Source organism: Flaviramulus basaltis (assembly GCF_900114265.1).
In the GTDB taxonomy this organism is placed as follows: domain Bacteria; phylum Bacteroidota; class Bacteroidia; order Flavobacteriales; family Flavobacteriaceae; genus Flaviramulus; species Flaviramulus basaltis.
This window is the reverse complement of sequence record NZ_FPKV01000001.1, coordinates 964804-979702: the sequence shown is the minus strand read 5'-3', so window position 1 is coordinate 979702 and position 14899 is coordinate 964804. Positions and strand designations below refer to the sequence as shown.

The following is a 14899-nucleotide window of genomic DNA, read 5'->3' as shown; positions in this document are numbered from 1 at the left end:
AATTTTTGGGAACATTACGGAGGCAGCAGTCATAATTTAAAAGAATACGAAGGCGGATATGGATTATACACGCTCTCTGGAAGTGTTGCTGCAATAGGACACCCTAGTGTTGCATCATCTGGTCAGCATTAAAACCCCAAGACGATATATTCCTGTTAGCCAAGGCTTCTTTGTAACAGCAACAACTTCAGGAAATACAAAATTTGAAAATAATCAAAGAGTTTTTGTTACCGAAACTAGCAATACAAATTCTTGGTTTTTAAAAGAAAGTTCTAGCTATAAAAAATTAAAGAATCAAAATAATATTGAAGAAGATATAAGACCTAAATTTAGAATTGGGTATAACTCTCCAAATGGATATGACCGCCAACTGTTGTTAACCATTGACGAAAATACGACCATGAGTTACGATTGGGGCTATGAAGCACCTCTAATTGAAAATAATCTAGAAGATATGTTCTGGAATATTGATGAATCAAAATATATTATACAAGGTATTAATAGCATTACAGAAACTACAATATTACCTATAGGAGTAAAAACATTTAACGGAGGAAGTATTACAATACATATAGATGCCTTAGAAAATGTATCAGATGATGTTTCTATTTATCTTAAAGATCATGGCACAAATACACTTCATGATTTAAGAACATCTCCATACACAACAAACGTAAATTCTGGGATTTTAAATGAACGATTTGAAATTGTTTTTGTATCAAATTCATTATCAAATAATGAAGCAGATTTAAAAGATTCACTAAACCTTTTTTACAACGCAAGTAATACTTCTATAGTTATTTCAAATGCAAAAAATATAGAAATAAAAAAATTAAAAGGCGTAAATATACTAGGGCAAAACGTATTAGAAAAGAATTTAAATTCTACAGAAAGTCAAATTATTATGCCTATAAATTTAGCAACAGGAGTTTATGTGTTTATCGTACAAACTTCAGAAATAAAAATAACTAAAAAACACCTGTATGAAGCTCTAATCGAATTAGAAAATTAGGTAAAACTATTTGGTTTAATTTTTAAATAATTAACGCAACCTTTTATTAAATACCCATCTACTAACAAACCTCTAATATGAAATCGTTCTCTTTAATACTTTGCTTTTTATGTTTACTATCATGTAAAAATGATGATGAGTCAGATATTGACTGTGCCCTATTTGATCCTTTTATAAAAAATCTTCATATTAAACTTATAGATAATAATGGCAATAATTTAATTGAAAATGAGACCTACATAGCAGATGACATTAAGATAAAAATTAATGAGAATGAGTACACTAATGTTGTTTTTAAAAATGTGGAAGGAATTAAAAATCTAATAACATTAAACCTCTTAGGAATAGCTGGTGAAAACATTTACGAGGTCGAATTATCTAATAACGAAATTGACACTTTAATATTAAACTTAACATTAGAACCAACTATTTGTGGTTTCTCATATGTTACCTTAAATTCTGCTAGTTATAATAGCGTAATCCTATCTATTGAGGATTTTAATGGGAGCTATTTACTTACTGTTGTTAAATAAATTAAACTTACTTTTATAGTATCTATCTCTATCTCAAAGGAAAACCTTTTGCTGCCCACCACGGGTGTATTTCAATTATTAAACGTCCCGCTTTAACCATAGGATCAGAATTAGCTAAACTATCAGCCATTTTTTGTGTAGGTACGTTATAAATGGTAACACCTCGAATATCGCCATCATCATCAAAAGGCCCAGAAATATCTGCATAGCCTAACTCATACATTTTACTTAAGTGTGCCAAATGTTGTTCTTGAAGTAATGCAGATTCTTCCTCATTTTGACCTCTAATGGGCCCGCTTTTTAAAAAAGCCATAAAGTACTGTTGCATAATAACAGTATCTTGAGTTTTTTTATCAACATATTCAAAAATTTGAAAGCCTTTTGAGGTTAATTCTTCTTTTAATTCTTTTGTTGTTTTTTTTATTGGCTCATCAATAACTTCATTCGTTGTTTCTGCAATAGAATCTGTTACCTTGTCTATTGCTTCTGTAGTACCGTCATTAATTTCAGGCATTGCTGCTTTCGACTCATCTTTACATGCTATTAAAAAAATAGCGATTATAAGTATTGTTAAAGCTTTATTCATTGTTCCCATGATTTAAAAGGTTTTTTACTTAATTGCGAATTATAATATTTTATATTTCCTGTTACTTCTTCTCCCAACCAATTTGGTTTTTCAAAAGTGTCTTTTTCATGTTCTAATTCAACTTCTGCAATGACTAAACCTTGGTTGTCTCCAAAAAACTCATCTACTTCAAAAATATGATTTTTAATAGTTACTTCATAACGTATTTTATCAATAATACCTGATTCACATAGTTGTAATAAAGCTTCAGCTTCTTGTTTAGTTATTTCTTTTTCCCATTCAAAACGCGACAAACCATCTTTAGAAGATTTTCCCTTAACTGTTAAAAAACCTATATCATCTTTCAATCTTACCCTAACAGTTCTTTTTTTATGTGAATTCAAAAACCCTTGGATGATTCTACTTTTTTTGAAAGCCTCTTTTTTAAAAATATCTGATATTACTAAAAATTTGCGTTCTATTTCTATCATTAACTAATCCTTTTTAATTAATATACATTTCTAATTTCAATAGCCCAAAAAGATAATAATTAAAAGGCATTTAATGCCTAAATTTACAGTATGTTGACCGATTTACCAATACGTAAAATTATTCATGTAGATATGGATGCTTTTTATGCTTCTATTGAACAAATGGATAACCCAGATTTAAAAGGAAAACCTATTGCTGTTGGAGGTGGTGGTAAACGTGGTGTTATTAGTGCAGCAAGCTATGAGGCAAGAAAGTTTGGTGTAAAAAGCGCTATGGCTGGTAATTTAGCAGCTAAACTTTGTCCTGAACTTATTTTTGTAAAACACCATTTTGATAGATATACTGAAATATCAAAAAAAATTAGAACTATTTTTTTTGATTATACCGATTTGGTTGAACCTCTTTCCCTTGATGAAGCTTATTTGGATGTTACAATAAATAAAAAAGGAAACCCAAGTGCTTCTTTAATTGCAAAAGAAATTAGAGAACGCATTTTTAATGAGGTTGGTTTAACGGCATCTGCAGGTGTTTCTATTAACAAATTTGTAGCAAAAGTAGCAAGCGATTATAATAAACCTAACGGACAAAAAACAGTAAACCCAGAAGAAGTTCTTGAGTTTTTAGAAAAATTAGATATTCGAAAATTTTACGGTGTTGGCAAGGTAACGGCAGAAAAAATGTATCAAAAAGGAATTTTTACAGGTCTAGATTTAAAACAAAAATCACTAGAATATTTAAATGAAAACTTTGGCAAATCTGGCAGCTATTATTACTATGTAGTTAGAGGCATTCATAACAGCGAAGTAAAACCAAATCGCATTAGAAAAAGTTTAGCTGCCGAACGTACTTTTAGTGAGAATCTATCTTCTGAAATTTTCATGCTTGAAAAGCTAGAACATATTGCCGAAGAGGTTTCCCGGAGATTAACCAAAAGCAAAGTTGCTGGAAAAACGGTAACTTTAAAAATTAAATACAGTGATTTTACTTTACAAACTAGAAGTAAAACCTTGCCTTATTACATTAACGATAAGCATATTGTTCTAGATGCCGCTAAAGATTTGTTATATCAAGAAAAGTTGAGCAACTCTGTACGCTTATTAGGAATTTCTTTATCCAATTTAAACACAGAAACCAAGAAAAAACCTGAGCAAAAAAGTATAAGTGTGCAGCTAAAATTTGAATTTTAGTCTAAAAAACCAACTTAAATTACACAAAAAAATAAATCAATTTTTTATCTTATTTTTATTTGGATTTAATCTAAATAAGGTTAGTTTTGCAAACTAATCAACACAAATTTTGGTAAAAAAACACCTTATTATCGTATTTCTTTGTTTAAATATTTACGCGTTCGCACAAAACGGAAACATTTCTGGCTATGTAATGTTCGACAACAATAAACCCGCTTTAGGGGCATTAATAGTTTTAGAAAATACTACAATTAAAAAAGAAATTTCTGCTGGTGTAAGTGGTGCGTTTTCTTTTAAAAATATCCCTTTTGGCGAATACACTTTAAATATATACTCGCTTAGTGCTAAAGGAAAAACAGAGAAAATATATCTGAATTCGAAAAACAAAGCTATCAATTTAGTATTAGAGCTAACTCATTATCAAGACTTAGAACAGGTTACGGTTAACACTAAAACCGCTAAGAAAAAAATTAAAGAAAAAGGTTTTGCTGTAAGTATTATTGAAACTAAAAATATAGCCTTACAATCCGTCGAAACCAATCAGTTATTAGACAGAACCGCAGGTGTTCGGGTGAGACAATCGGGTGGTTTAGGTTCTCACGCACATTATAATCTTAATGGCATGTCTGGTAATTCGGTTAAAATTTTTATTGATGGTATCCCTATTAGAAATTTTGGACCATCATTTTCTCTTAACAGCATTCCTCCTTCACTAATTAATCGTATTGAGATTTATAAAGGTGTTGTTCCTGCACATTTATCAGACGATGCTATGGGTGGCGCTATAAATATTGTGTTAAACAAAACAACAAGTAATCAATTAAGGGCTTCAACATCAGCGGGTTCATTTGGAACCTATAAAAGCGATATTAACGGAACTTACAGAAATGATAAAAATGGTTTTACCGTTAGAGGTTCTGGTTTTATTAATTATGCTGATAACGATTATTCTGTTTGGGGTGACCAAGTTGCCGTTCAATTATCTCCTGGGACACCAGATGTATACATAAAAGCAAAACGATTTCACGACCGCTATCGCTCTCAAGGTATAAAAGCAGAAATTGGATATACAAATACTGATTGGGCAGACAAACTACTTTTTGGTGCTTTGTTGTCAAATATGGATAAACAAATACAAACAGCTGCCACCATGGAAATTGTTTATGGAAACAGATTTTCCAAGCAAAACACTAAAATGTACAACATCGATTTTGCTAAATCTAATATTATAAAAAACCTAGATGCTAGTGTGTTTGTATCCTTTTCAGAATTAAATCGTAAAACTATTGATACTATTGCAACACAATATAGTTGGCTTGGGCATCCTACAAGTTACTACAACGATCCAGATGTGTGGGCAGATGGTGCAGAAGCTGGAAGACCAACTCTACAAAGAGATATAGACCAAACCCTCAACTCTAGAGGCAATTTAAAGTACGCTTTTAACCCTAAAAACAATTTACAGTTCAATCATTTACTTAACACGTTTACACGAGATTCAAAAGATCCAAAGCTTCCTGCCATTGAAAACGCTTTAAAAGAAGAACGTAAATACATGAAAAACATTTTTTCGCTCTCTTTTGAAAATTTAGCTTTCAATAAAAAATTGAGAACTACAGTTTTTGCCAAATCATATCATATGGATAGAACATCTAAAATACGAACGCGAACAGGTAACTCCTCAAATTCAGAAATAGAAATTGAAGAAAACAATATAAAATCGGACGATTTAGGGTATGGTACGGCGCTTTCTTATGCTATTACACCAAAATTTTCTGTGTTTGGATCTGCCGAAAAAGCTGTAAGATTACCAGAAGCTGGTGAAGTATTTGGTAATGTTGCTGCAAATGTAAATGCTTCAGTTAATTTAAGTCCTGAACGCAGTAAGAACTATAACATTGGAATTTCATACAATAATTTTGAAATTAAAAATCACACTTTTGGTGTAACATCCAATTTTTTTATTCGAGATACAGAAGATTTAATTATACAATTACCTATTGGTAACGATGAAGAGTTTTTTCAAAACTCTAATGTTGGGAAAATTTACACCGAAGGTTTTGACTTTGAGTTAAACTATAGCTACGACAAAACACTTTTTGTAAGTGCTAACACATCATTTTTTAATGCAAGAGATTATAATGTTACTTACGATGTAGATGGTAATCCAATAACACCTTCCTACCAACGCTTACCTAACACACCTTATTTTACAATGAATTATAATGTAAGATTTGATAAAGAAAACCTTATACAGAAAAAATCTAAAATATCTTGTTATTCAAACTTACTCTATGTCCATGAGTTTTTTAGACATGGAAATATTTTAGGTGGTGCAGGAAAAACAATTATACCAACCCAAATTGCTTTAGATACTGGTTTTGCATATACATTTCCAAAAAACACGATTACTTTAAGTTTTGATGTGAGGAATGTTCTTAACCGTCAACTATTTGATAATTACGCCTTACAAAAACCAGGTAGAGGTTTTTATGGTAAACTAACATATAAAATACTTTAATATCTATATAATAATCACTAATAATTAAAAACCCATGAATCAAAAAATTCAATTTTTATTTAAATTCGCTTTTATATCCCTAATCGCTTTAACAGTTTTTTCATGTAGTGAAGACGATTCTTCTCCTATAGAAAAACCAGACCCATCATCACAACGTTCATATCATTTGGTAATAGGTTCTAGTTCTACAGGAAACTCTGCAACTTATACTCAAGGTGCAACTGTTGAAGAGTTAAACGATCCAGAAAAGACTTTTTCTTTTACAGGATATGGTTTTGAAGTGCCGTCTACTCGTACTGCAAGACTTTACTCATCTACAGACGGTAACACGCTATACAACTTAAACTACGGTGGTGGTGATATAGCAAAATACAACCACGTAAGTGGACAAAACTACAATTTAGACTTAACAACAGATATACAAACTGTAATGGGTACAGCTTATCCAAGATGGACTAAAATTGACGATGATTATGCTATTTTACACTATGTAGCTTCTGAAAATTTGTATGACGACCCAGATGCTGTTAGTCCTGTTTACCAAAGAACAAAAGCAACGGTAACATTAGCTTTAGTTAATTTAAGCACAATGTCTGTGGTTGAAAACACTTCTTTTGAATTCCCTTGGAACGAAACTGAAGCTTCATTAGGTATTTATGCTTCACGTATAGATGCACCTGTTATTACAAACGGTAAATTATACTATGGCGTAGCAAAAAGTGTTTATGATCCCTTAACCGATGATAGAGGAACAATGGTTTATGAAGATGTTGAAACTTTAGTTGTAAACTATCCTTCATTAGAAAACCCAACTACAATTCGTTCTTCTTTAGCTGCAGGTTCTACAAATGGTTATAGAACACCTGTTGCACATAAAGATGAAAACGGAGATACCTACCAATTAGTTACTTCTGGGGATGTTTCAATTCTTAAAATTAGCAATGGTGCGTACGACACATCATACACCTTTAACATTAAAAGTATTTTAGGACATAATGCTGAAGCAAACACAGGATGGTTTTATGTAGGTAACGGTATAGGTTATATCCCTGTATTGAACACAGATTTAGGTGGAAGTTCAAGTTCAAACTGGGATATAGTTCGTGTGGATATTTACAACAAAACAGCTGTGAAAATGAATATTCCATTAGATTTGTGGTTAAGACAATATCAATGGGCTAGTGTAATAAACGGTAAATTATATATGGCTTTAGCATCTCTTGGAGGAGAAGGAAAGGTTTATATTTTCGATCCAACATCTAGCGATGCGAACGGATATATTACTGGAGCGACATTACAAACGGGTACTACCGATGCTTCGTATATAGGCTTGTTTTAATTAGAAACTATATTTAACAAAAAGAGCGACCCCTTTAGAAAAACTAAAAGGGTCGCTTATATATATGTTGTAATCTAAATATATTAAAAACTACAGCTTGTAATCTCTGTAACACGCAATGTGTTTACCATTCCTTTTGCTTGAATAGGCATTGCTGCTAAACTAATAACCATGTCACCAACATCTAAATAACCCATTTTACAAGCTATTTCATTAACATCCTCAATAGTTTCATCTGTACTTACAAACCTATCATAGTAAAATGCACGAACTCCCCACAATAAACTAAGGCGCGTTAAAATACGTTTGTTAGATGTAAAAACTAAGATATGACATGATGGTCTCCAAGCCGAAATTTGAAAGGCTGTGTACCCACTATTTGTTAGTGTGGAAATTGCCTGAGCATTAATTTCATTTGCCATATTAGCAGCATGATAACATATAGATTTTGTAATAAATCTATTAGTACGAATATGAGGTGGTAATTGTGGCACTTTAATTAATTCTGAATTTTCGACACTTTTTAAAATGTCTGCCATTTGTTTAATTACCTGTACTGGATATTTACCAACAGATGTTTCACCAGAAAGCATTACTGCATCTGCACCATCCATAACCGAGTTTGCAACATCGTTTACTTCTGCTCTTGTTGGTGTTAAACTAGAAATCATAGTTTCCATCATTTGGGTTGCTATAATTACTGGTATTCTTGCTTTTTTAGCACGTAGTACTAATTGCTTTTGAATTAATGGTACTTCTTCTGCTGGAACTTCTACACCTAAATCGCCACGTGCAACCATTAAACCATCACAATGCGCTACAATTTTGTCAATGTTTTCTACAGCTTCTGGTTTTTCTATTTTAGCTATAATAGGAATTTTATGCTCACTATGTTTAGCAATTAAATCGCGTAGTTCCATTAAATCTTCAGCATGACGCACAAAGGATAAAGCAAACCAGTCTACATCCAAGCTAATTGCAAAAATAGCATCTTCAATATCTTTTTCTGTTAATGCTGGCTGTGAAATATTAGTATTTGGAAGATTAACTCCTTTTTTAGATTTTAAAGGACCTCCTTGTATAACCTTAGTTAGAACTTCTTTTTTATTATCTGTAGAAACGACTTCAAAAATTAATTTTCCATCATCTAAAAGGACGCGTTCTCCTGGTTTTGCATCTTGCGGAAACCTATCATAGGTCATGTAAACACGTTCTTTTGTACCTTCAAATCGTTTACCTGTTGCAAAAATTATTTCATCACCTGGGTTTACAACAACTTCTTCTTTCATAACTCCAACACGAAGTTTTGGCCCCTGTAAATCTGCTAAAATTGCAGCAGTAAAGTTATGTTCTTCATTAAGTTCGCGTATCATTTTAATACGTTCCGCAACATCTTTATAATCTGCGTGAGAGAAGTTTATTCTAAATACATTAACGCCTGCATCAAGCATGCCTTTTAAAACTTCTTTAGTACTTGTAGCGGGACCAAGAGTTGCTACTATTTTGGTTTTTTTTCTGGTTGACATTAGCTAAAAATTAAATTGTCTTTTGATTTTAATTGACTAGAATCTACACTGTATGCTGTTGCAATTTGAGGTATACTTAATATATTGTTTAAAATATACTTTTCTTTACTGAAACTAAATTCGCTATCTATTTTTAAAAAATAATTTACAGTTTTATATTCTGGCAATAAATGAGATGTTTTTGTTATTTTTTGTTCTGTGTCGAATAACGACGTATACTCTGTTTTTTTAAGCGTTTCGGTTTTACAAATATTTGAAACCAAGCTCCATGTTACTAATTGTTTGGTATCTTCCCAATCGTATATGGAATAAGATACCGCGCTGTTTTTATAATCTAAATCTGATGATTTTCGGGTGAGTGAAATACCCAAATGTTTGTTTAAAAGATATGCTAACCGGTAATCTTCAAGCATGCAATGTATTGCAATTAAAGTGTAAACTACCTCATCAAAAGCATCATCAAGAATAAGTTTGTGAACAGCCATTACTTATGTTTAACTTGGTAAATATAGTATTTATAAAATTGAGTACCATTATGTTTACATCAATCTTAATAACAAAATAAACTAAAACGTTGTAGTTAATAATTTGTAATTAAAAAAACTAAATCATTTTAGACATTCTATTTTGAAAAACAAAAAATGCTCTTTTAGAAGCTTTCTCTTCGGCTTTCTTCTTAGATGTGGCTCTCGCTTTGGCTACCACTTTTCCATCAATAGATAGTTTTACCGAAAAATGCCTTACCTCATCATTACCTGTGTCTTCATAGACATTGTAACCAAAGGTCTTTTTTTCTTTTTGGCACCATTCAATAAGCAAACTTTTGTAGCTTATTACTTTACCTTCTAAAGTTTCTATATCTACATAAGGTATAATTATTCGTTTGTAAATAAACTTTTCACAATATTTGTAGCCTTTGTCTAAAAAAATAGCACCTACTAAAGCTTCAAATAAATTACCGTGAATATTATCTCCAAACTGCCCTGGTGGTATTTTACTCTGAACTAAATCAATTAATTTCAAGTCTCTACCTAACTCGTTTAAATGCTCTCTACTTACAATTTTAGATCGCATTTTTGTTAAATAACCTTCGTCTCCACTGGGAGCTTCAAGGTATAAATGAGAGGCAATTACTGAGCTTAACATGGCGTCGCCCAAAAACTCTAAACGCTCATAATTAATAGCGTTTCCTTTACTATCTTTTATGTTCATGGAACGATGTGTAAAGGCTTTTTTGTAGAACTTGATTTCTTTTGGTTTAAATCCTAAGATTTTAGTTATTTCCATAAAAAAATTCCCGTTGCGTTGAAAACGGGAATTTAATATGTTACGAATGTTCTTCATTCGGGATTCAATCTATTTTTTTGAATAATACACAAGCGTTGTGTCCGCCAAATCCAAATGTATTACTCATTGCTACTTTTACATCGCGCTTTTGAGCCTTGTTTAAGGTTAAATTTAATTCAGGATCAATGTTTTCGTCTACTGTAGTATGGTTTATTGTTGGCGGCACAATACCGTGCTTCATTGCCAAAATAACCGAAATAGCTTCAATAGCACCAGCTGCACCTAAAAGATGCCCTGTCATTGATTTTGTTGAATTAATATTTATATTCTTTGCATGGCTTCCAAATATTTCTGAAATTGCTTTAAGTTCTGCAACGTCTCCTAAAGGTGTTGATGTACCATGTGTATTGATATGATCTACATCTTCTGGTTTAAGACCTGCATTATCTAAACAATTTTTCATAACGGCTATTACCCCAATGCCATCTGGATGTGGCGCTGTCATATGATAAGCATCAGAAGATAATCCTCCTCCAACAAACTCGGCATAAATGTTAGCACCTCTTGCTTTTGCATGCTCATATTCTTCCAGAATTAGTGCGCCTGCACCTTCTCCTAAAACAAAACCATCTCTAGTTCCATCAAATGGTCGAGATGCTGTTTCTGGACTTTCATTTCTGGTAGATAATGCATGCATTGCATTAAAACCACCCATACCTGCAATAGTTACTGCTGCCTCACTTCCACCTGTAACAACCACATCGCAATGCCCTAAACGTATAGAGTTTAAAGCATCAAACATAGCGTTAGCAGAAGATGCACATGCAGAAACTGTTGTGTAATTAGGCCCCATAAAACCATGTTTTATGGAAATATTTGCTGGCGCAATATCAGCAATCATTTTAGGAATAAAGAATGGGTTAAATCTTGGTGTTCCGTCTCCACTAGCAAAGTTTAAAACTTCATCTTGAAACGTTTCTAAACCGCCAATTCCTGCCCCCCATATAACACCTACTCGCAATTTGTTAACCTCGTCAAGATTTAATTTGGCATCGGCAATGGCCTCATCTGCTGCTACCATAGCGTATTGCGCAAATCTATCCATTTTTCGAGCTTCTTTTCTATCAAGAAAATCAGTTGCGTTAAAGTTTTTTAATTCGCAAGCGAACTTTGTTTTAAACTTTTCGGTGTCATAATATGTTATAGGCGCAGCACCACTTTTACCACTAATTAGACCTTCCCAAAATTCATCTTTGGTATTTCCAATTGGTGTTAAAGCCCCTAATCCTGTGACTACAACTCGCTTTAATTCCATAAAGTATTTTGCTTATTTTGCAGCTTCTATGTATGATATAGCTTGACCAACTGTTGCAATATTTTCAGCTTGATCGTCTGGAATTTGAATATCGAATTCTTTTTCGAACTCCATAATTAATTCTACAGTGTCTAAAGAGTCTGCTCCTAAATCGTTTGTGAAGCTTGCTTCAGTAACAACTTCGTTCTCATCTACTCCTAACTTGTCTACGATAATCGCTTTTACTCTTGATGCAATGTCTGACATAATCTTTTAATTTTAAGTTTTAATTAGTTGGCAAAAATAAAAAACTTTATTTTTAAAACACACCTTTCCTTTAAAAATGTGATTGTAATTTACTAAAATAGTATTTAAGTATTTCTTTTTTACCTTCTAATTGTTAATAATTATTCTTTTTTTTGTTTGAACAATCTTAACATTATAATCTGTAAATGAAACGTATTGTAATTTTTGCGTCCGGAAGTGGTACTAATGCTGAAAATTTAATTAAGTTTTTTCACAACAGCGATAATGTGTCTGTTATTCAAGTTCTAACTAACAATCCCCATGCCAAAGTTTTAGAACGTGCTAAAAACCTTAAAGTTAGTGCGCTTTCTTTTAATAAGGTTGCATTTATAGAAACCGATGATGTTCTTAATATATTAAAATCTTCAAAACCCGATTTAATTATATTAGCTGGGTTTTTATGGAAGTTCCCAGAACATATTTTAAATGCATTTCCTAATAAAGTCATTAATGTTCATCCTGCATTATTACCAAAATATGGAGGAAAAGGGATGTATGGCATAAACGTGCACAAAGCTATTATTGCTAATAAAGAGACTGAAACAGGTATTACTATTCATTATGTTAATGAACATTATGATGAAGGCGCTATCATTTTTCAAGCAAAATGTGATGTTTTTCCATCAGATTCATCAAATGATGTTGCAGAAAAAATTCATAAATTAGAGATGGAGCATTTCCCTAAGGTTGTTGAAAAGCTTTTAAATGAGTAAAAAGAAAAAAAAATATTATACAGTTTGGAAAGGACACAAAACAGGAGTTTTTGAGTCTTGGAACGATTGCAAATCTCAAATAAAAGATTTTCAAGGTGCACAATACAAATCTTTTTCAACATTTGATGCTGCAAAAAAAGCCTTAAATGGGAATTACTTTGATTATATAGGAAAAAGCAAAGGTTTTAAAAGTGAATTATCACCAGAACAATTAAAAAAAATTGGCCAACCTAATTATAATTCTATTTCTGTAGATGCTGCCTCTAGCGGAAACCCTGGTGTTATGGAATATCGCGGTGTAGACACAAAAACAAAAAAACAATTATTTATTCAAGGCCCCTTTGAACAAGGCACTAATAATATTGGCGAATTTCTGGCAATTGTACATGGTTTAGCGCTTTTAAAAAAGAAAAACAGTAACCATATTATATATACCGATTCCAAAACGGCCATAAGTTGGGTGAAAAAGAAAACCTGCAATACTAAATTAGAGCGAAGCGAAAAAAACAAAGCTTTGTTTGAATTGGTTGATAGGGCCATTAATTGGTTAAAAACTAACACTTACATAACACCCATAGTAAAATGGGAAACCAAAGCTTGGGGAGAAATTCCTGCCGATTTTGGACGTAAGTAAGCAGTATTTTTCTTTAAACCATGTTTTTTCTTATAAAATTTAAAAAAAGAAAGAAAAATCTTTTTTTCTTTCCGCTTTTTTTTTATGTTTAATTAGTTGAAAGTTTTTTCTCAATAGAAAAGCCAGTTGAGTTTAATTTTTAACAATATGTTGCAACAAATCAGCGCTGATTATTTTTTCCTCTCTCTCACTAATTTAATGTTAATTATAAAACAGTTTTGCCTTTACTGTTTTAATAAAGTGGCTTTAAAATTGGCTTTATTGATTGTGTATTAAGAGCTAATCACAAATCGAGTTTAAAAATGAAAAAAATAATTTTAATTTTTAGTGTATTTATTATAGGTAATAGCTTTGTAAGCGTAAATCCTACAAAAAACAAATTTGAAAAGATTCAAAAATCTATTATTTCTTTGAATGAAAAAAATGATGAATTTGGTTGCAGAGTAAGTTGTTATGCTACGGCAACTAATACAGAAACTGGACAGTCACAGACTTTTTATGCCAGAGCTACAGGTGAACTTTGTGGTGTTGCTAGTTTAATGTGTCAAACAAGTGCTATGAGACAAGCCTTGACCTATATTGAATCTTAATAATAAATCAAATATCTAAAAATGAAGAGCTGAACCTTATTTAGAGGTTCAGCTTATTTAACTTGTGTATAATGAAAACTATTTTTATTTTTTTAAGTATTTTTTTGGGCTGTTTATTTACTCAAGCTCAAAGTGATTCTATTGTGGTTTATAGGATAGAATATGAGCGTAAAATTACCCCAGAAAATTTTACACAGTCTTTCACGGCGTGTTTGGAACTTAAGCTCTTTACCAATGTGAACATTTCGGTATTTGATTCTTGTGAGTCTACAAGTTCTAGCGGAGTTGATATCATAGAAAATCCTGATGATGATTCACAATTTTATTACACACCCAAAGGAAAGAATATTCGTTGTGTTTTAAAAGATTACAATAATAATAGAATGTTTAACAAACAGGATGTTGCAAAGAAGTATTTTACAATTAAAGATTCTTTAAATATCTTTGATTGGGAAATAAAAGATCAGGTTAAAGATATTTTAGGCTATAACTGCCAACTTGCAACAATGACATTTAGAGGTCGTGATTATTCTGCGTGGTTTAGCCCAGACTTACCTGTTGGTGGCCCATGGAAATACGATGGTTTGCCAGGAATGATTTTAGCAATTAAAAGCAATGAGCCCTTTATTGAATTTGAGGCAACTGGAATTGAGACGCGAAAAATAATAGCTAAACAAATAGAAAACCCCTTTGAAAACGATAAACCAATAAGTTGGTCTGACTATAAAAGCCTCTATAAAAAGAAAGCCATAGAGCTAAGTAATTATTCACCTGAAAAAGGACTTTCGGGCGGCATTATTGTTCAGAGGATAGGTATTGAGCGATATATAGAAGAGGATGACATGGACTATATGGCTGATAAGGAATTTGAAAAACAGCTATCTGATAAACAAAATTAAT

16 protein-coding genes are annotated in these 14899 nt (G+C 31.9%); 9 read left to right on the top strand and 7 right to left on the bottom strand.

Features of this window, described 5'->3' with window-relative positions:
* Positions 1 to 106: 106 nt before the first annotated feature.
* Together BT151_RS04495 and BT151_RS04490 are read left to right on the top strand one after the other, a co-directional pair.
* Positions 107 to 1012: a T9SS type A sorting domain-containing protein gene (locus BT151_RS04495; RefSeq protein WP_143144253.1), complete on the top strand. Its 906-nt coding sequence runs from the start codon at positions 107 to 109 to the stop codon at positions 1010 to 1012.
* 77 nt (positions 1013 to 1089) lie between these two features.
* The gene (locus BT151_RS04490; protein WP_072400551.1) at positions 1090 to 1545 is read left to right on the top strand and encodes a hypothetical protein; all 456 of its coding nucleotides are present in this window, start codon (positions 1090 to 1092) and stop codon (positions 1543 to 1545) included.
* A gap of 28 nt (positions 1546 to 1573) precedes the next feature.
* Here the strand turns inward: BT151_RS04490 and BT151_RS04485 are convergent, their stop codons facing one another.
* Both BT151_RS04485 and BT151_RS04480 read right to left on the bottom strand, forming a co-directional pair.
* A complete protein-coding gene (locus tag BT151_RS04485) occupies positions 1574 to 2131 on the bottom strand; it encodes a YciI family protein (protein ID WP_143144252.1) in 558 nt (185 codons plus the stop codon).
* Positions 2128 to 2601: a CYTH domain-containing protein gene (locus BT151_RS04480; RefSeq protein WP_072400549.1), complete on the bottom strand. Its 474-nt coding sequence runs from the start codon at positions 2599 to 2601 to the stop codon at positions 2128 to 2130. The genes BT151_RS04485 and BT151_RS04480 overlap by 4 nt, the downstream gene beginning before the upstream one ends.
* Before the next feature lie 90 nt (positions 2602 to 2691).
* Here BT151_RS04480 and dinB point away from each other — a divergent pair, with 90 nt between their 5' ends.
* From dinB to BT151_RS04465, 3 genes are all read left to right on the top strand, one after another.
* Positions 2692 to 3789, top strand: coding sequence for a DNA polymerase IV (gene dinB, locus BT151_RS04475; RefSeq protein ID WP_072400548.1), 1098 nt, complete (start codon positions 2692 to 2694; stop codon positions 3787 to 3789).
* 109 nt (positions 3790 to 3898) lie between these two features.
* Complete coding sequence (locus BT151_RS04470) at positions 3899 to 6310, top strand: TonB-dependent receptor (RefSeq protein ID WP_072400547.1); 2412 nt, start codon at positions 3899 to 3901, stop codon at positions 6308 to 6310.
* 34 nt (positions 6311 to 6344) lie between these two features.
* Positions 6345 to 7649: a hypothetical protein gene (locus tag BT151_RS04465; protein WP_072400546.1), complete on the top strand. Its 1305-nt coding sequence runs from the start codon at positions 6345 to 6347 to the stop codon at positions 7647 to 7649.
* Positions 7650 to 7732: 83 nt separating this feature from the next.
* Here the strand turns inward: BT151_RS04465 and pyk are convergent, their stop codons facing one another.
* The 5 genes from pyk to BT151_RS04440 form a co-directional block, all read right to left on the bottom strand.
* The gene (gene pyk / locus BT151_RS04460; RefSeq protein WP_072400545.1) at positions 7733 to 9175 is read right to left on the bottom strand and encodes a pyruvate kinase; all 1443 of its coding nucleotides are present in this window, start codon (positions 9173 to 9175) and stop codon (positions 7733 to 7735) included.
* Positions 9175 to 9660, bottom strand: a complete 486-nt coding sequence (locus BT151_RS04455; RefSeq protein ID WP_072400544.1) for an IPExxxVDY family protein — start codon at positions 9658 to 9660, stop codon at positions 9175 to 9177. The genes pyk and BT151_RS04455 overlap by 1 nt, the downstream gene beginning before the upstream one ends.
* Before the next feature lie 118 nt (positions 9661 to 9778).
* Positions 9779 to 10519, bottom strand: coding sequence for a ribonuclease III (gene rnc / locus BT151_RS04450; RefSeq protein WP_072400543.1), 741 nt, complete (start codon positions 10517 to 10519; stop codon positions 9779 to 9781).
* Between the two features lie 7 nt (positions 10520 to 10526).
* Complete coding sequence (fabF, locus tag BT151_RS04445; RefSeq protein ID WP_072400542.1) at positions 10527 to 11777, bottom strand: beta-ketoacyl-ACP synthase II; 1251 nt, start codon at positions 11775 to 11777, stop codon at positions 10527 to 10529.
* A gap of 12 nt (positions 11778 to 11789) precedes the next feature.
* Positions 11790 to 12023, bottom strand: coding sequence for an acyl carrier protein (locus BT151_RS04440; RefSeq protein WP_007647141.1), 234 nt, complete (start codon positions 12021 to 12023; stop codon positions 11790 to 11792).
* A gap of 185 nt (positions 12024 to 12208) precedes the next feature.
* Between BT151_RS04440 and purN the strand changes: the two genes are divergently transcribed.
* From purN to BT151_RS04420, 4 genes are all read left to right on the top strand, one after another.
* Entirely contained in the window at positions 12209 to 12775 is a 567-nt protein-coding gene (gene purN / locus BT151_RS04435; RefSeq protein WP_072400541.1) for a phosphoribosylglycinamide formyltransferase, read from the top strand.
* Positions 12768 to 13409, top strand: a complete 642-nt coding sequence (locus BT151_RS04430) for a ribonuclease H1 domain-containing protein (protein ID WP_072400540.1) — start codon at positions 12768 to 12770, stop codon at positions 13407 to 13409. The genes purN and BT151_RS04430 overlap by 8 nt, the downstream gene beginning before the upstream one ends.
* Positions 13410 to 13711: 302 nt before the next feature.
* Positions 13712 to 13999, top strand: a complete 288-nt coding sequence (locus BT151_RS04425) for a hypothetical protein (RefSeq protein ID WP_072400539.1) — start codon at positions 13712 to 13714, stop codon at positions 13997 to 13999.
* A 71-nt stretch (positions 14000 to 14070) separates the two neighbouring features.
* The gene (locus BT151_RS04420) at positions 14071 to 14898 is read left to right on the top strand and encodes a GLPGLI family protein (RefSeq protein WP_072400538.1); all 828 of its coding nucleotides are present in this window, start codon (positions 14071 to 14073) and stop codon (positions 14896 to 14898) included.
* The last annotated feature ends 1 nt before the right edge of the window (position 14899 follow it).